The sequence below is a fragment of the bacterium genome, from assembly GCA_004322275.1.
Classification (GTDB): domain Bacteria; phylum Desulfobacterota; class Deferrisomatia; order Deferrisomatales; family BM512; genus SCTA01.
Genome location: SCTA01000034.1, coordinates 34,870 through 50,431, shown reverse-complemented (window position 1 = coordinate 50,431; position 15,562 = coordinate 34,870). Strand labels below are relative to the sequence as shown.

The following is a 15,562-nucleotide window of genomic DNA, read 5'->3' as shown; positions in this document are numbered from 1 at the left end:
GTCCCCTAGTATTCTTCTCCGAGAAGCAATCTGACCGCCAGATTGGCCTGAATGTGCGCCGCCACGCCCACGCGGGGGGCCATCAGCCCCATGAAGGGACGGGCTTCGCTTTCGAGGTCGCCCACTACGTAAAGCCTTTTCCCGAGTTTGTGAACGCGAATGGTTTCGGAGGTCCCGTGACCGGCGAGGCCGGAAGCGGCGATAATCTCCGCCGAGGGAAGGGCCGAGAGAAGCGCCTCTATGAGCATAGTCTTCTCCTCGGCGCGGTCGAGCGCCTCGATAACCACGTCGCACCCCGCGAAGAGGCGGGCGGCGTTGTCACAGTCGATTCTCGCCGTGTGAAGGGTGAGGTTTGCGTAAGGGTTTATTCTCTGAAGGTTCCGGCTTAGCGCCTCCGTCTTCTCCAGCCCTATCTGGTCGGCGTAGTACGCCTGCCTACCGAGATTAGAGGGCTCCACCACGTCGAAATCCGCGAGTACCAGTTGCCCTACGCCCACCCGGACCAGCGCCGTCGCCGCGTGGCTGCCGAGCCCCCCGAGCCCCGCTATCCCGACGCGGGCTTTTTTAAGTTTCGCATAGATTCCGGGGGTGTGGCGGGCCGCGAGGAGCGCCTCAAGCTCGTGGGATGGCGGAATCTCCCCCCTCTTTATAAGGACGACCCTGTCGCCCTCCCGAAGAGGGGTATCCGCCCCGGCGGGAAAGCCGTTGACGACTATAATATCCGCTCCCGGCTTTAAAAGGTCTCTTACCGCTCCGGCAAGAGAGCCGGGGACAACCTTGGCCTCGCGTTCGTTTATAAAAATCCTCAAACAAAAGCTCCCGCGCGGCTTTCCGCGCCTCGAAACATTACCTTTGTGGTTATTGATACAGGGATTTGCGAAAAAATCAAACGGGTAATAAGTGAAAGGATTAAGAGGGTAACGGGAGCTTTCTCTTCGCCTCTACCGCCCTTCGGAGGGCCAGAAAGGACTCGTAGGGGACGCTGAGGGTGCCGAACCCCCTCCCTATCTCTATCCTCTCGGGGGTGGGCGAGTGAAAGTCGCTGCCGCCGGTGGATAGGAGGGAGTGTTTGTCGGCGATTTCGAGGTATCTCGCTGTCTGCTCGGGGGTGTGCCTGCTGTAGCGCGCCTCTATCCCGTCAAGGCCGAGGCCGAGGAGGCAATCGAGGGCGCGGTCGAGCACTCCGGGGTTCTCGCGCTCGATGACGCCGGGGTGGGCCATTACCACCACGCCGCCCATGTCCCGTATAGCCTCGAAGGCTTCTTCCGGGGTCAGCCGCACGCGGTCGATATAGGCGAGCCCCCCCCTGCCGAGGTACTGGGTGAAGGCGGCCTGAAGGGAGGGGACGAGGCGTTTTCTGACCATCAGGCGCGCGATGTGGAGCCTGCCGACGATGTTTCCGCCCGCTTCTTTCCGCACCTGCTCGGAGGAGATGGGGGCTCCGAGTTCGTTGAGCCTGCAGATCATCTTCACGAGGCGGTCGTTTCTGGCGTCTTCGAGCCTCGAAAAGACCTTTTTCGCGCTCTCGGTGATGCAGTCGATTCCATAACCGAGAAGGTGAAGCCCGACCCCCTCGAAAGCGACGGAGAGCTCCACGCCGGAGATCACCTCGATCCCGAGGCGCGCCCCCGCTTCGGCGGCTTCGGCGTTGCCGGCGCAGGTGTCGTGATCAGTAACCGCAAGGGCCTCCACGCAACGGACGGCGGCGCGCTCAAGAAGTTCGGTGGGCGTGAGCGAACCGTCCGAGTAAGTGGTGTGGAGGTGCAGATCGATCATTTGGGTCCTTTTGACGAGTATGCTTTCGATGATGTTAAGTCAACCCGGCGAGGAAGTCTAGAGGAAGCGAAAACCTTAAAAGAAACTTGACTTTAGACCAGTCGCAATCTAGCATTCCCGTAGTCGGGCGTGAACGCCCTCGTAGCTCAGGTGGATAGAGCACAGGATTCCTAATCCTGGGGCCGCAGGTTCGAGTCCTGCCGGGGGCACCACGGATTTTTTTATTGGATGTCTCCCTATAGTCACCGTGAAGAGGAGACTTGGATGAACAAGTCAGAACTCATCAAGACCGTGGCCGAAAAGGGCGGGCTCTCTATGAAGGCCGCCAAAGAGGTTGTAAACACCTTCTTTGACGCCAATATTGAGGCCATCCTCAGGGACGAGCGGATCGAGATCAGGGGGTTCGGCAGCTTCGTAAACAAACAATACGACGCCTACACGGGCCGCAATCCCAAGACCGGAACGAAGATAGAGGTTCCGGAAAAGAAGCTCCCCTTCTTCAAGGTCGGTAAAGAGCTTAAATTCCGCGTCGACTCCTAAAAACGTCCGCAAGCCGTCACTTCGCAAAATATCCCTCCCCCTTTGGGGGGCAGGGTGTATTTTCCTTTTAGCCAACAGCCTCCCCTAACCTGTCTGGAAGCATAAACAGCCCATGTGCGTAGCCGTACCCGGAAAAATAATTTCCATCGACGAAAACCTTATGGCGCTGGCCGATTTCGGCGGCTCCAGCCGCGAGATCTCGGTCGCCCTCCTCGAAGAGCCGAAGGAAGGCGATTACATCATCGTCCACGCGGGCTTCGCCCTCCACAAGGTGAGCCCCGCCGAGGCCGAGGAAACCATAGAAATGATGCGCCGGATGGTTGACGATGGCTCCATCCTCTGATTTTTTCCGCGACCGGGAACTTGCGGGGAAGCTCCTCGACAGGATCCGAAGCTACGACGGCCCGCCCGTCTCCGTAATGGAGGTCTGCGGCACCCACACCGTGGCCATCGCCAGGATGGGCCTTCGCGGCCTGCTGCCCCCCGCCGTAACCCTCCTTTCGGGCCCCGGCTGCCCCGTCTGCGTCACCCCGGTAAAAGCCTTCGACGAGGCCCTGTGGCTGGCGGAAAATGAAAAGGTAATTCTCGCGACCTACGGCGACGCCCTCCGGGTGCCCGGCACCAAAAAGAACCTCGCGGCGGCAAAGGCCGAGGGGTGCCTGATCGCGCCCGTCTATTCCGCCACCGACGCGCTTGCTCTCGCCCGAAAAAACCCCGGCAAAGAGGTCGTTTTTCTCGGACTGGGGTTCGAGACCACCTCCCCCACCGTCGCCCACTCCCTCACCGTCGCTAAAAAAGAGGGTCTTAAAAATTTCTCGGTCCTCAGCGCCCACAAGGCCCTGATGCCCGCGCTGGAAGCCCTGCTCCTCGACCCGGCGGTAAGAATCGGCGCATTCCTTTGCCCCGGCCACGCCTCGATGGTGCTCGGCTCCGACATCTACCTCCCCGTGGCCGAAAAATACAAGGTCCCCTGCGTCGTCGCCGGGTTCGAGCCGGTGGACGTGCTGGCGGGTCTCGTGATGATCCTCGCTCAGGCGAAGGAGGGAAGGGCCGTGGTCGAGAACGGCTACCCCCGCGCCGTCAGCGCAAAGGGCAACCTCCCTGCGAAGGAACTGCTCCGCGCGGCCTTCACGCTGGTGGACGCGGGCTGGCGCGGCCTCGGCGAACTTCCCCGGAGCGGCTACGAGCCCTCCGAAGAGTATTCAGAATTTGACGCCAGGAAAAAGTTTCTGAAGGGGGTCGAGATTGACTCGAAGGAGCCCCCCGGCTGCCGTTGCGCCGAAGTCTTGCGCGGGATAATACCTCCCGCCGAATGCCCGCTCTTCGGCGTCGCCTGCACCCCCGAATCTCCCGTCGGCGCCTGCATGGTCTCCTCCGAGGGCGCCTGCGGGGCCCACTTCCGCTACAGAGGGGTCTAAAATGGACAGGATAAACCGGGCTCACGGCGGCGGCGGGACGAAGATGCGCTCCCTCATCAAGGATATCTTCCTTGAGAATTTCAAGAGCCCCGAGCTGGCGAAGCTGAACGACTACGCCGCCGTGACTCTCCCCCCCGGCAGGGTCGCCCTCACCACCGATTCCTTCGTCGTCGATCCCTGGGAGTTTCCAGGAGGCAACATCGGCGATCTCGCCGTGTGCGGCACCGTCAACGACCTCGCCATGTCCGGCGCGACTCCCCTCTACCTGACTACCGGTTTCATACTTCCGGAGGGTTTTCCCCTGGGCGACCTTCGCAAGATAGTCAAAGCGATGGCTCTACGGGCCGAGGAGGCGGGCGTCGCGATAGTCGCGGGGGATACCAAGGTTGTCGAGGCGGGCTGCGGCCCCTTCCTGAACACTGCGGGGGTTGGGGTCATCCCGGAGGGAGTCGAAATAGCCGGTGAAAACGCGAGGCCGGGCGACGCCGTGATTATAACCGGCGTAGCGGGCAGCCACGGCATTGCGGTCCTCTCGAAGCGGGAGGGGATATCCTTTTCCACGGAGATACTGAGCGACGCCGCGCCGCTTTGCGGGATAACGAGGGCCCTCCTGACCGGCGGCGCACTCCCCCACGTCCTTCGCGACCCCACGCGCGGAGGGGTTGCCGAGGCGCTAAACGAGATCGCCTCCCAGTCCGGGGTGGAGATAGAGATAGACGACAACCTAATCCCGCTGGAGGCAGGAGTCCGCTCCGCCTGCGACCTTTTGGGCTACGACCCCCTGCACGTCGCCAACGAGGGGTGCATGCTGGTGATCATTCCGGGGGAGTTGAAGGAAAAGGCTCTGGGGATAATCAGAGGGTGCAGATACGGCGAAAGGGCCGAGATAATCGGAGAAGTCAGGGCCGGAACGCCCCGCGTGGTCGCCCGGACGATTCTGGGTTCCAGAAGGTTGGTTGATGCCCCAGCCGGAGAATTACTCCCCCGCATCTGCTGAAAACTCCCGCATTACCGGCACACCCATACTGCGAATGGCTTTTCCACATAATCTTACAAGTTTTTCAGGGATTATTCTACATACGGCAAAAGCCGAAGCCGTCCTAGGCTGACTTAACGCCGTCGCGCGTAGTTTCCTTGACTTGGTACATCAGCTTGTCCGCCACGTTGACCAGCGAAAGCTTTGAATCCGCGTCGTCGGGATAGGTGGCCACGCCGAAACTCGCGGTAATCCTTATGTCCATCCCCTCGCTCGCGAGAAAGATGCGGTGGCGCATCGACTCGTGAAGCTTTTCCGTGAAGATTACTGCGCCCTCTTTGGCGGTGTTCGGCAGGATTACAACGAATTCGTCGCCTCCGTAACGCGCCGCCATGTCCGTCTTTCTCATCATCTGGCTTATGAACTTGCCGACCTCCGAGATGAGCTTGCTGCCGACAAGGTGGCCGTAGGTGTCGTTTATCCTCTTGAAACGGTCGATGTCGAGGAAGATGAAGGAGACGGAGGTCTTGAAGCGCTTCGCCCGCTCGACTTCCTTGTCGAGGCAGGAGAGTATGTGGCGGGTGTTGTAAAGGCCGGTCAGGTCGTCGGTGATGACCAGTTCCTGAATGATGGCGAAGTTTTTGGCGTTTTCTATGGCGATGGCGACGAAGTCGGCGACGGTGGAGAGAAGCTCAAGGTCCTGTTCGCCGAATTCCTTGTCTTCGACGCTGTTGACGAATTCGATGACGCCGGTGATCTTTTTGCCGAATTTGAGGGGCACGCAGATTATCGAGCGGGTCTCGAAACCTATGGATTTGTCGAATCTTCTGGTGAAACGCGCGTCCTTGGAGACGTCCCGGATGAGTATCGGCTCTCCGTTGACGGCGACCCACCCGGCGATGCCTTCGCCGCGCGGCATGCGCTTGCCGGTGAGCTTTCTGGGCGTCGGAGAGACGGCGATCTCGAAGACGAGGTCGCCGGTCCGCTCGTCAATGAGCAGGAGGGACCATACCTTGGGATGGAGAAGCTCCGTGACCTTCTCCATGATTATGGAGATTAGCTCGCGCCTTCCAAGGGTCGAGGTCAGCGCCTTGCCGATATCGACGAGCGCCGAAAACTCCTGCTTTAGTCTTGTAAGTTCGCTGTCGTCCATTTAAGGGCTTGTCCCCGTCCGTTTTGGTGACCGTTCGCCATATTATACTTTTTTTGCCTCTTTTCATCACCACAATGTTTTTACGGAAAAACACCCCGAAAACATTAGGAATTTATTTCCCCCCTTGACCCCGGCGGAGAGAGTGTAAAAATATTTTCATAGAGCCGGATTGTATGAATTTGACCGAGGGGAGCGTCATGGTTATGCGTCTTTCCACTACGGTTCTGGCCGGTTTCGCGAAACGGCTTCGGGGCGGGGGCGATTACGCCTCTTGCAGGCAGTGCGGGGCCTGCTGCGAGCGCTGGGGCGGAACGCTTCTGGCGAGCGAGAGCGACGTTGCGGCGTGGAAAAGCGAGGGGAGGGAGGATCTTCTTTCCCGCGTGGGTCCCATGGGAGAAATCTGGCTCGACCCCTCTACGGGAATTCGCGAAAAGAGGTGCCCCTATCTCTCCCGCGCTTCTTCGGGTCTCGCCGCCTGCCTGATAAACGGGCAAAAGCCGCTGATGTGCAGGCAATACCCCGGCCCCGTGCAGAGCTTCCGCTGCATAGGGAAGGTCCGCTTCCCGCTCCACCCCTACTGGACCGCCGACCGGGTGACTCTGGCCTGACGGCTGCGCTATTCGTTCAGCATGCGAAAGATAAAATCCACGTACCTCTGCGCACCGGAGCAGGTGGAGGTTTTGCTCCCTCCCGCGCTGAGCCCGGCAAGGAAGGCCGCGGCCAGAGCTTCGGGAGGATTTTGACGTATCCACTCCCTGGGGCTCGCGCGCCCGGCGGCCTCTATCAGCCGCTCCCTCGCCTCTTCGACGGTCAACGGACGAGTTTTCTGGCTGTCCACAGGAGCGCTCCGGAGAGAAGGAGGAAGACAAGACCGGTGAGAAAAGCGCCCGCAGGCTGTCCCAGCGCTTTCGCCGCGTAAAGGTAGAAACCCCACACCATGAAACCCGCGCCCACCGCGAGCAAAAGGGCGAAAAGGGACAAAAGAGCGAGAGCCGTCGCAAGGCGAAGCACGGCGCGCCGGAGAAGGACCCCCTCCAGTTCGAGGAGGTCCATCACCGCCAGAAAGAGTTCGGCGAGAGCTTTCAGGATCTGTTCCTGTCCAGAACCTTGGCGACCAGAAAGCCGATGCCGAAGGCCGCGAGAATCGTTATGAAGGGGTGCTCGCCCACCTGATGCTCGACGGCCTCGACGGACTTCTTCCCCTTGGCCTTCGCCTCTTCCATGGCGTGGCGAAGCTGTTCCTTCAGGGAAGCGGCGAATTCGCCGGTGCTCTCCCTCAGGGAAGCAGCCTCGGCCGCGCCCGCGCCCTTCAGCGCGGCGGCGACTCCGGCGAAATCGGCGCGGAGTTTGGACATCTCGGACTTGAGATTTTCCAGTTCAGCCTGCACATCGCGTTCAGCCATTTTAAACCTCCGGTCTTGGCCACGCCGGCAAGAGTGCCCGGCGGGCGAAATGATCGTTACGCTTTTCAGTTTAATCGGACTTTTTCAGAGGGCAAAATCAATTTTTAAAAATCCGCCTGAAAAATTAAAATCATCTTACCCGAATTTGGGTTATTGAAAAACCGGTAGTTGCCGATAAGAAAATCAGGGTATCTTTTTAAGAGAGGATTGAAATGAAAAAGCTGTTCGCAATCTTGTTCGTGCTCACCCTTGCCTTTCCCGCAGCCGCTCTGGCTGACGATTTCTCCGATCTGATTACCTCGATAAACGTCAACGCCAACGCGGATCTCGGGGCTTTCAGGGTGAACGTGGGGGCCCAGTTCGGCGCGGGCGCTCCGAAGATCGACGCCGTGCTCTCCGCGGTGGGGTCGCCGGGGGACGCCTACATGGTCTTACAGATCAGCAATGTCACGAAAAAACCGGTCGAAGTTGTTATACAGGAATACAAGGTAAACAAGCACAAGGGCTGGGGGGTAATGGCCCAGAACCTCGGCATAAAACCCGGTTCCCCGGAGTTTCACGGACTGAAAAGCGGCAAGTACGCCAACGAATCCAAAAACAAGGGGAAAGCAAAGGAAGAGAAGAACGGCGGCGCCAAAAAGGGCGGCGGGAAGAAAAAATAGCGTCGCACGTTCTCTGTAAAGGGGCGGCAAACCTTATGGTCTGTCGCCCCGTTTTTATTGAAGAGCCTTGAAAAACTATTGCGAGCCTTTTTTCAACGGCCTTTGAGAAGTTCTTTGAGTTGCCGCGTCAACTCCGGGACGACAATCGACAGATCGCCCACGACCGCGTAATTGGCCACCTTCATTATCGGGGCCTCGGGGTCGGTGTTTATGGCTATTATGATGTCCGACTGGTTCATCCCGGCGAGGTGCTGTATCGCCCCGGAGATTCCGCAAGCGACGTAGATTACCGGGCGGACGGTCTTTCCTGTCTGTCCCACCTGCCGCTCGTGCGCTACCCAGCCCGCGTCCACCGCCGAACGCGAAGCGCCGATGGTCCCGCCGAGAACCTCCGCGAGCTCCCTTAGCAGCGCGAAGTTCTCCGCCTTGCGAAGCCCCTGCCCTCCCGAAACGATTACCTCCGCCTCGGAGATATCCACGCCGCCCTCGAAGGGTATGTACTCCAGCACTTCTGTGCGCGGATGGGGTATCCGGACGGGTTCGCAGGTTACGATTTCGCCGGTCCGCTCCCGCCTCTCGGGCATCGCGAAAACCTTCGGCCTCACCGTGGCCATCTGCGGGCGGTTTTTGGCGCAAAGTATCGTCGCCATTATGTTTCCGCCGAAGGCGGGGCGGGTCTGGAGGAGGTTTCTCGTCTCCGGGTCGATGGCGAGCTCGGTGCAGTCGGCGGTTAGGCCGGTATTCAGCCTGCTAGCCAGAAAGCTGCCGAGATCGCGCCCCTCTACGGTGGCGCTGAGGAGCACCGCCTCGGGCTTGAATTTTTCGACGATGGCCAGCGCGGTCTCGCCGCATACCTCGGTACGGTAATCGGCGAACTGCGGGTCCTCCGAGAGGTAAACCCTGTCGGCCCCGTAGGCGAACAGCTCGCTTGCAAGGTGAGCCGCGCCGTGGCCCAGAAGAAGCGCCGAAACGGGGGTTCCGAGGGTGGCGGAAAGCTCCGCCGCCTTACCGATAAGCTCGAAGGTCGCGCTTGTGATTCCCCCGTCCCCGCGTTCGGCGTAGACGAGTATCCCGCGCCCGGAAAAAGCGCTTTCCTTCGCGGCCTCTTCCGGTATCGAGAGGGCGTTGACCGGGCAGACTCCCACGCAGGTCCCGCAAAGGGTGCAGTTCTCATTGACTTCGAGCTTGTCGCCCTTTATCGCGAGGGCGTCCACCGGGCAAACGCCGACGCAGGTTCCGCAGAGGGTGCAAAGGTCGCGGTCTATGGCGAGGGCGGTCATGACGCGCCCCCGTGGCCGAGCAGCTTCGCAAGGTCAAGGGCGAGCTTTCCGGCGGATTCCTTGGGGTCGCCGGTGTAGACCACCGAGGCTATCTTGCGCTCCTCCGGGGGAAATATCTTTACCACCCGCGTGGGCGAGCCCTTGAGGCCGGTATCCGCCTCGGTGATATCCAGATCGGCCAGGGTCAGCTTTTCAACCGGTCTTGTCCTGGCCTTGCGTTTGGCGAGGAGGGAGGGAAAGCGCGGGAGGTTTATCGCCTTTACCACCGTAAGAACCGCCGGAAGCTCGCTACGGACCACCTGCGTGCCGCGCTCAAGCATCCGTTCGACTGTGATTTCCCGCTTCTCCAGGTCCACTTCGCGGACCTTCGAGACGTAGGACAGCGGCGGGAGGTTCATGCGGACGGCGAGGCTCGGCCCCACCTGCCCGGTGTCGCCGTCGATGGCCTGCTGGCCGCAGATGACGAGGTCAACCGGCCCATCGCGTTTTTCTATCGCGCGTATCGCGCTCGCGAGGGTGCGCGAGGTGGCGAGGGTATCGGAACCCGCGAAGGCGCGGTCGGAAGCGAGATACCCCTTGTCGCACCCCTGCTCCAGCGCCGTCCGCAGTATGTCGGTGGCCTGCGGCGGCCCCATCGTGAGGGCTATGCACTCCCCGCCGTGCTTCTCGGCGAGGCGCACTCCCTCCTCTATGGCGAATTCGTCGAAGGGGTTCAGCATCGCGCCCACCCCCCCGCGCATCAGGGTCTTCGTCTCGGGGTCTATGTTCACCTTCGTGCTCGAAGGCACCTGTTTAATGCAGACTACTATGCGCAAAGCTCGCTCCCGGAAGAGATTGACCGGAAAAGAAACGCTGAAACAACGTGCTGTAAGATACTTAATTATGACACGGCCCGCAAGAATTGACCTTCGAGGCGGCAAATGCAAAAAGCCCCGCGTCTCCACGGGGCTTTTTTACGTTCAGCGAATAAACCTTACTTCGCCAGACAGGCTTTTATATCTTCGTCTACGTTGCCTATCGGCTTTATGTCGAAGTTCTGGACGAGTACGTCGAGGACGTTCGGCGAGATGAAAGCGGGCATGGAGGGCCCGAGGCGGATTCCCTTTATGCCGAGGCTGAGCAGGGTAAGAAGGATGGCGACCGCCTTCTGCTCGTACCAGCTGCAGATTATCGAGAGGGGGAGGTCGTTTACGCCGCAGTTGAAGGCCCCGGCGAGGGCGGTGGCTATCTGCACGGCGGAGTAGGCGTCGTTGCACTGGCCTACGTCAAGAAGGCGCGGTATGCCGCCGATGTCGCCTATCTTCTTGTCGAAGAAGCGGTACTTTCCGCAGGCGAGCGTAAGGATTATCGTGTCTTTGGGGGCCTTTTCGACGAATTCGGTGTAGTAGTTGCGGCCGGGCTTAGCGCCGTCGCACCCGCCGACGAGGAAGAAGTGCTTTATCGCGCCGGATTTGACGCCTTCTATCACCTTGTCCGCTACGCCGAGGACGGTGTTTCTCGCGAAACCGACAAGCACGGAATCCTTGTCGAGGTCGGAGGCGAAGCCGTCCATTTCGAGGGCCTTCTTGACGACAAGGCCGAAATCCCCGTTCTTAACGTGGGTCACGCCGGGCCAGCCGACCAGCCCGGTGGTGAAGATGTTGGCCTTGTAAGCGTCCACCGGCTCCATGAGGCAGTTGGTGGTCATGAGAATCGCGCCGGGAAACTGGGCGAATTCCTTTCTCTGGTTCTGCCACGCGGTGCCGTAGTTACCGTAGAGGTGGGGGTACTTCTTGAGGCCGGGGTAGCCGTGGGTGGGCAGCATCTCGCCGTGGGTGTAGATGTTTATCCCCTTCCCTTCGGTCTGCTTGAGCAATTCTTCGAGGTCCTTGAGGTCGTGGCCGGAGATGAGTATCGCCTTGCCCGCCTTGTGGCCGAGGGGGACGGGGGTGGGCACCGGGTGGCCGTAGGTGCCGGTGTTGGCGGCGTCGAGTAGCTCCATGGCCCGGAGGTTTACCTTGCCGGTGTCGAGGGTTATCCCTATCCACTCGGTGAGGCCCAGCGAGCGGTCGGTAATCTTCGAGAGCTTATCTTCCATCGCCGCGTAAACCGCGTCGTCAACCTGACCGAGTATGGCGGCGTGGTCGGCGTAGGCCGCGACTCCGCGAAGGCCGAGAAGGGTAATCTCCTGGAGGGAGGCGATATCGGCCCCGGCATCCCAGTCGATGGGGAGCCCGGCGTCCTCGCCCTGCTTTATAAGCCCTTCCAGAGTGCCTGCGGGCATGAAGGCGGCTGCGGGGTCGGCGAAGGAGGTCTTTCCGCCTTTCTGCGCGATCTTCGCCTTCAGCGACTCGCGGAGGCCGACAGCCTGATTGATAAGCTGCTCGAAGCGTTTCGGGTCGAAATCGACGTTGGTCAGGGTCGAAAAAAGCGCCTCGGAGATAAATCTTCCGACGGAGGGGTCGCTGATCCCGATCTTTCGCGCCTCGACCGCAAAATGGGAGAGACCGCGTACGCAGTAGGTTAAGAGATCCTGAAGGGCGCTTACCTCGTGGGTTTTGCCGCAGGCGCCGACTTTCTTTTCGCAGGCCTTGCCGCCTATCGTCTGTTCACATTGCTGGCAGAACATCTCTTTTCTCCTCGTTTGAAGTTTTCCCCGGCGCATGACTCGCAGCGCCGAAAGTTTATGAATTGCCGATGTCTCTAAAACATCTAAATTGCACTTGCCGTGCCAAATATATATTTACCTGTAATTGCAATACCTTACGGGTTTAGACTGTTTTTAGGGCGTCGAAACGTTACCGCATGGCAACGCTATAAATTGCGGCGTTACCCGCAGGTAACCAAAAAGGCTGGTTTGAATCATTCCCGGAGGCAGAAAAATATTTAACCCGTTTTTAAGGACGCAAACCGTTTCCGAACGGTAACAGGCGTGTCCGCCTCCTGTTCAAACCTTTCGGATTCAAGTTTTACACGGGAACCGCCGAAGTCCAGCGGGCGAATAAAAACAGCAGGAGGAGCAGTACTACCGGAGGGATTTTCAGAGACAGCAGCGTATCTGGTTTATCAGATCCTTGTAGTGGAAGGGTTTTTGAACCATGCCGACGAGACCTCCCTCCCGGAATTCCCTGGCCACGTCGTCGATGCGAAGGCCGGTCACGAGGATAACTTTTACGTCAGGCTTTAGGGCGCGAAGTCTCTTGAAGACTTCCGCGCCGTTCATCTCCGGCATCCCCATATCCAGCAGGACGACGCGGAAATCCCCTTGGCGAGCCTTAAACTTTTCCAGCCCCTCAAGGCCGTTTTTCGCCGTCACGACCTCGAAGCCGGCGGTTGTGAGCATCCGCTCCAGGATGGTGCGAACTATCTCCTCGTCGTCGATAACGAGAATCGCTCCGCTTCCCTTCCAGTTCGATTCCGGGCCGGGCGTCCCGGGAAGATCCTGAACAAGCCGTGGGAGCGCGGGAAAAAGCACCTCGAAGGTTGCGCCTTTTCCCGTCTCGCTTTTCACCCTCACCGCCGCTCCGTGGGCTTTTGCTATTCCGATAACCGCCGAGAGGCCGAGTCCTCTTCCCGCGAACTTCGTGGTAAAGAAGGGGTCGAAGATGTTGGCGACTATTTTTTTATCTATGCCGCAACCGGTGTCGGAGACCTCAAGCGCCACGTAGTCTCCCTCGGGAAGACCATCGGTCATAAAAGTGTCGCCCTGGGTCTCTCCCGTGAGATGGAGAGCGCGCACGGCAACGGTAATCGTACCCCCCACGCTTTCGAGAGCTTCGGCGGAATTGGACACGAGATTGGTCAGAAGCTGACGGAGCTTGTCCGGGTCGGCGTTTATGCGCGGCGCGTCTTCGTCGAGCAGGTAGCGGATAGAGCACTTCAGAGGCGCGAAAGAGCGCAGCACGTCGCTGGACTCGCGCACCACTCTGGCGAGGGAGAGCGGCGCGAGGTGAAAACTCCCCCTGCCGGAATAGGCGAGCATCTTGTCCGTCAGTTCGGCGGCCCGCCTGCTCGACGCTATGACCGCCTCTATGTTCTCCCTGACGCCGGACCCGGGATCGAGGAGGCCGAGGGCCAGTTCCGCGTTGCCGAGTATGCCGGTCAGGATATTGTTGAAATCGTGGGCGATTCCGCCCGCCATTATCCCGAGGCTTTCGTTCTTCTGGTACTGCCACAGATTGCGTTCGGCCTCGAAGCGTCTGGCCTCCTCCATCTTCTCTTTGGTCACGTCGGAGAGCGAGCCGACGACGTAGGGGGAATCCCCCTGTGCGCCAGGAAGGAGCTCCCTCTCGTCGCGCACCCAGATGTACCGGCCGTCCCTTCGCCTCAAGCGGTACTCCAGGACGATGTGACTGCTCTTTTTTAGTTCCGTAAGCCCCCCCAGGACCTCCGGCAGATCCTCCGGGTGAACCGATTCAATCCAGAAACCCGGCTCGGAGGTGTATTTTCTGGCGTGGTAGCCGAGCATGCCGGCAACGTTCTCACTTACGAAAGTAAGACCGAAGTCGCCGTCCGACCGCATGGTGTAAAGGACCGAGGGGGAGGCGAGGAGGAGTTGGCGGAAGCGCTCGTTGGCGTCCTGCAGCTTCCTTTGGGCCTCTTTCTGCCTGCTGATGTCCAGAATGAAGGTATAATAGTAGAGAGTTTTCCCCTCCGCGTCGCGCTTTTGGTGCACAAGGAGCTCTACCGGAACCCTCTTGCCGCCTTTTTTTATGTATTCTTTCTCGTAGCGAACCGGAACTCCGGTTTTTTCTAGTTCCTGAAGGTGTTTCTGGCTCTGGGCGAGCCATTCCGGAGGAGTAAGGTCGCGTATCCAGTTGAGGGAGGAGAGTTCTTCGCGGGTGTAGCCGAGGAGGTTCAGGGCGGCGTCGTTGAATTCGCAGAGTCTGCCGTCGGGATAACATATTCCAAAAGGGAGGGAGGAGCTTGTCAGAAGTTTTACAAGTAAAGGAACCCCTTTGAGGTCTTCAGGATTTTCACTCCTGCCCTCTGCCTCACCGGAAGAAGAGACAAACCTCTCCTTCGCGCCGGAATCGGTCACCGCAACAACCCTCGAAATCAAAATTAAATAAAAATAATCGAAGGTTTCCCTTCGCTACTAATTTATCATTCAAAATTGTTTTGGCAACCCTTAAAGTTTTTGTTTTCACTTAATGTGAAGGGCAACATTCCGGCTGCTTTTACCGTACACCGTCGCCGTTTCACAAAAAGGGTTGGTTTATCAGGCGTTATGCGCCCTTTTCGCTCTTCCCTGGGACTGGTGGTGCATTCTCGATTCTTCCGCTTCCGAGTGGAAGCTCTCTTTTTTCCGGCAGATCATGTTCGTCTTCCCCCAGCCCGCCTTGTCGTAAAAGTCGGCTGCGGGCAGATTGTCTTTGTCCGCCAGCAGGGTAACCCTGACGACGCCCATCGACCTGGCCCAGTTTTCCACGGCCAGAAGGAGCTTTTTGCCGACACCTTTCCCCCTGAAGGGGGCCTGCACGACGAGGTCTTCAATGATGGCCGAAAGACCTCCCTCCGCCGTGGATATGGTTATCTGCCCGGTCACCATTCCAATGATGGCCGACTGGCGCTCCGCGACGAGGACGATTCTCTCCTCCGAGGCCCCCAGCATCATGGTCAGCCCCTTGAGCTGCTTCCTCCTGTCGGGGGTGAAATCTTTTTCTATCGCGTAAAGAACGCTAAGCAGCTTGGCGAGATCCTCGATATCCTCCGAGGTCGCGGGCCGTATCCGGAAATCCATTTTCTACCTCTTTTTTTGCCGATGCGAAGATGCGGCTTCCCCGGAGCCTGCCGCTCCGGGGAAATTTTCCGCCTTTGTTCACTGGTGTTTTAGCGGTGTCGAAATTCATACCGATACGTTCGCCCGCTATGCGGCTGTTTAAAAACGTCGCGAGAGGGCCGTTTACAAGGAGACGCGCAGCGAGAAGCGAGACATAACCGTGTGTTAGGCGAGCTTCGAGCGAGCACGCGACGCCGAAAACGGGGCTCGCAGCAGTTTTTTCAGCCGCTATATTGCGCCCTGGCCTCTTTCCCCGGTACGAATGCGCACAACATCCTTGATCAGGTGAATGAAGATCTTGCCGTCGCCGATGTTGCCGGTCTTGGCGGCGCTTACAATCACGTCCACAACCTTGTTTTCCATATCGTCGGGAACGACGACCTCTATTCTGGTCTTCTGGAGGAACTCAACCTTGTGCTCGGCTCCCCGATAGGTTTCGGTATGGCCCTTCTGCCTTCCGAAACCGCGCACGTCGCTGACGGTCATGCCGGTAATGCCTACTGCGTGCAGCGCTTCCTTGACCTCTTCAAGTTTGAAGGGCTTGATTATCGCTTCGATTTTAACCACCTTGATTCTCCTTCCATTCTTTTTCT

Annotated in this window: 18 protein-coding genes and 1 tRNA gene; 7 read left to right on the top strand and 12 right to left on the bottom strand. The window is 59.1% G+C overall.

Features of this window, described 5'->3' with window-relative positions; genetic code table 11:
- Positions 1-5: 5 nt before the first annotated feature.
- Together thiF and EPN96_10195 are read right to left on the bottom strand one after the other, a co-directional pair.
- Positions 6-809: a sulfur carrier protein ThiS adenylyltransferase ThiF gene (thiF, locus tag EPN96_10200; protein ID TAL16210.1), complete on the bottom strand. Its 804-nt coding sequence runs from the start codon at positions 807-809 to the stop codon at positions 6-8.
- A 100-nt stretch (positions 810-909) separates the two neighbouring features.
- Positions 910-1,776, bottom strand: coding sequence for a PHP domain-containing protein (locus EPN96_10195; GenBank protein ID TAL16209.1), 867 nt, complete (start codon positions 1,774-1,776; stop codon positions 910-912).
- Between the two features lie 135 nt (positions 1,777-1,911).
- On the opposite strand from EPN96_10195, the gene EPN96_10190 reads away from it, so the two are divergent.
- From EPN96_10190 to hypE, 5 genes are all read left to right on the top strand, one after another.
- Positions 1,912-1,988, top strand: a tRNA-Arg gene (locus EPN96_10190).
- 52 nt (positions 1,989-2,040) lie between these two features.
- Positions 2,041-2,316 (top strand): integration host factor subunit beta, encoded by a 276-nt coding sequence (locus EPN96_10185; GenBank protein TAL16208.1) that lies wholly within the window; start codon positions 2,041-2,043, stop codon positions 2,314-2,316.
- A 112-nt stretch (positions 2,317-2,428) separates the two neighbouring features.
- The gene (locus EPN96_10180; protein TAL16207.1) at positions 2,429-2,659 is read left to right on the top strand and encodes a HypC/HybG/HupF family hydrogenase formation chaperone; all 231 of its coding nucleotides are present in this window, start codon (positions 2,429-2,431) and stop codon (positions 2,657-2,659) included.
- A complete protein-coding gene (gene hypD / locus EPN96_10175) occupies positions 2,643-3,734 on the top strand; it encodes a hydrogenase formation protein HypD (protein ID TAL16206.1) in 1,092 nt (363 codons plus the stop codon). Before EPN96_10180 ends, hypD begins: the two co-directional genes overlap by 17 nt.
- A gap of 1 nt (position 3,735) precedes the next feature.
- Positions 3,736-4,731, top strand: a complete 996-nt coding sequence (gene hypE, locus EPN96_10170; protein ID TAL16205.1) for a hydrogenase expression/formation protein HypE — start codon at positions 3,736-3,738, stop codon at positions 4,729-4,731.
- A 103-nt stretch (positions 4,732-4,834) separates the two neighbouring features.
- On the opposite strand, the gene EPN96_10165 is transcribed toward hypE, so the two are convergent.
- Positions 4,835-5,863: a sensor domain-containing diguanylate cyclase gene (locus EPN96_10165; protein ID TAL16204.1), complete on the bottom strand. Its 1,029-nt coding sequence runs from the start codon at positions 5,861-5,863 to the stop codon at positions 4,835-4,837.
- A gap of 203 nt (positions 5,864-6,066) precedes the next feature.
- On the opposite strand from EPN96_10165, the gene EPN96_10160 reads away from it, so the two are divergent.
- Positions 6,067-6,471: a YkgJ family cysteine cluster protein gene (locus EPN96_10160; GenBank protein TAL16249.1), complete on the top strand. Its 405-nt coding sequence runs from the start codon at positions 6,067-6,069 to the stop codon at positions 6,469-6,471.
- An 8-nt stretch (positions 6,472-6,479) separates the two neighbouring features.
- Here the strand turns inward: EPN96_10160 and EPN96_10155 are convergent, their stop codons facing one another.
- From EPN96_10155 to EPN96_10145, 3 genes are read right to left on the bottom strand one after another with little or no spacing between them, the layout of a single operon-like run.
- Positions 6,480-6,701 (bottom strand): hypothetical protein, encoded by a 222-nt coding sequence (locus EPN96_10155; GenBank protein TAL16203.1) that lies wholly within the window; start codon positions 6,699-6,701, stop codon positions 6,480-6,482.
- On the bottom strand, positions 6,674-6,916 hold the full coding sequence (locus EPN96_10150; protein ID TAL16202.1) for a hypothetical protein: 243 nt from the start codon (positions 6,914-6,916) through the stop codon (positions 6,674-6,676). Before EPN96_10150 ends, EPN96_10155 begins: the two co-directional genes overlap by 28 nt.
- Before the next feature lie 29 nt (positions 6,917-6,945).
- On the bottom strand, positions 6,946-7,266 hold the full coding sequence (locus EPN96_10145; GenBank protein ID TAL16201.1) for a DUF883 family protein: 321 nt from the start codon (positions 7,264-7,266) through the stop codon (positions 6,946-6,948).
- Positions 7,267-7,478: 212 nt separating this feature from the next.
- Between EPN96_10145 and EPN96_10140 the strand changes: the two genes are divergently transcribed.
- Positions 7,479-7,928 carry a hypothetical protein gene (locus EPN96_10140; GenBank protein ID TAL16200.1) on the top strand — a complete coding sequence of 150 codons (450 nt, stop codon included), beginning with the start codon at positions 7,479-7,481 and terminating at the stop codon, positions 7,926-7,928.
- Positions 7,929-8,020: 92 nt separating this feature from the next.
- Here EPN96_10140 and EPN96_10135 read toward each other — a convergent pair whose 3' ends face one another.
- The 6 genes from EPN96_10135 to EPN96_10110 all read right to left on the bottom strand — a co-directional run bounded on the left by EPN96_10135 (position 8,021) and on the right by EPN96_10110 (position 15,536).
- The gene (locus EPN96_10135) at positions 8,021-9,208 is read right to left on the bottom strand and encodes a 4Fe-4S dicluster domain-containing protein (protein ID TAL16199.1); all 1,188 of its coding nucleotides are present in this window, start codon (positions 9,206-9,208) and stop codon (positions 8,021-8,023) included.
- Positions 9,205-10,017 carry an electron transfer flavoprotein subunit beta/FixA family protein gene (locus tag EPN96_10130; protein TAL16248.1) on the bottom strand — a complete coding sequence of 271 codons (813 nt, stop codon included), beginning with the start codon at positions 10,015-10,017 and terminating at the stop codon, positions 9,205-9,207. Before EPN96_10130 ends, EPN96_10135 begins: the two co-directional genes overlap by 4 nt.
- A gap of 164 nt (positions 10,018-10,181) precedes the next feature.
- Complete coding sequence (locus EPN96_10125; protein TAL16198.1) at positions 10,182-11,816, bottom strand: hydroxylamine reductase; 1,635 nt, start codon at positions 11,814-11,816, stop codon at positions 10,182-10,184.
- A 411-nt stretch (positions 11,817-12,227) separates the two neighbouring features.
- Positions 12,228-14,228, bottom strand: a complete 2,001-nt coding sequence (locus tag EPN96_10120) for a PAS domain S-box protein (protein TAL16197.1) — start codon at positions 14,226-14,228, stop codon at positions 12,228-12,230.
- Positions 14,229-14,408: 180 nt separating this feature from the next.
- The gene (locus tag EPN96_10115) at positions 14,409-14,930 is read right to left on the bottom strand and encodes a GNAT family N-acetyltransferase (GenBank protein TAL16196.1); all 522 of its coding nucleotides are present in this window, start codon (positions 14,928-14,930) and stop codon (positions 14,409-14,411) included.
- Positions 14,931-15,197: 267 nt separating this feature from the next.
- The gene (locus tag EPN96_10110; protein ID TAL16195.1) at positions 15,198-15,536 is read right to left on the bottom strand and encodes a P-II family nitrogen regulator; all 339 of its coding nucleotides are present in this window, start codon (positions 15,534-15,536) and stop codon (positions 15,198-15,200) included.
- Positions 15,537-15,562 lie beyond the last annotated feature (26 nt).

Bases quoted from the DNA above. Each gene is read 5' to 3' on its own strand.
- EPN96_10195 (TAL16209.1), bottom strand. From the start codon at position 1,776: ATGATCGATCTGCACCTCCACACCACTTACTCGGACGGTTCGCTCACG.
- EPN96_10185 (TAL16208.1), top strand. From the start codon at position 2,041: ATGAACAAGTCAGAACTCATCAAGACCGTGGCCGAAAAGGGCGGGCTC.
- EPN96_10180 (TAL16207.1), top strand. From the start codon at position 2,429: ATGTGCGTAGCCGTACCCGGAAAAATAATTTCCATCGACGAAAACCTT.
- hypD (TAL16206.1), top strand. From the start codon at position 2,643: ATGGCTCCATCCTCTGATTTTTTCCGCGACCGGGAACTTGCGGGGAAG.
- hypE (TAL16205.1), top strand. From the start codon at position 3,736: ATGGACAGGATAAACCGGGCTCACGGCGGCGGCGGGACGAAGATGCGC.
- EPN96_10165 (TAL16204.1), bottom strand. From the start codon at position 5,863: ATGGACGACAGCGAACTTACAAGACTAAAGCAGGAGTTTTCGGCGCTC.
- EPN96_10160 (TAL16249.1), top strand. From the start codon at position 6,067: ATGCGTCTTTCCACTACGGTTCTGGCCGGTTTCGCGAAACGGCTTCGG.
- EPN96_10150 (TAL16202.1), bottom strand. From the start codon at position 6,916: ATGGACCTCCTCGAACTGGAGGGGGTCCTTCTCCGGCGCGCCGTGCTT.
- EPN96_10145 (TAL16201.1), bottom strand. From the start codon at position 7,266: ATGGCTGAACGCGATGTGCAGGCTGAACTGGAAAATCTCAAGTCCGAG.
- EPN96_10140 (TAL16200.1), top strand. From the start codon at position 7,479: ATGAAAAAGCTGTTCGCAATCTTGTTCGTGCTCACCCTTGCCTTTCCC.
- EPN96_10135 (TAL16199.1), bottom strand. From the start codon at position 9,208: ATGACCGCCCTCGCCATAGACCGCGACCTTTGCACCCTCTGCGGAACC.
- EPN96_10125 (TAL16198.1), bottom strand. From the start codon at position 11,816: ATGTTCTGCCAGCAATGTGAACAGACGATAGGCGGCAAGGCCTGCGAA.
- EPN96_10115 (TAL16196.1), bottom strand. From the start codon at position 14,930: ATGGATTTCCGGATACGGCCCGCGACCTCGGAGGATATCGAGGATCTC.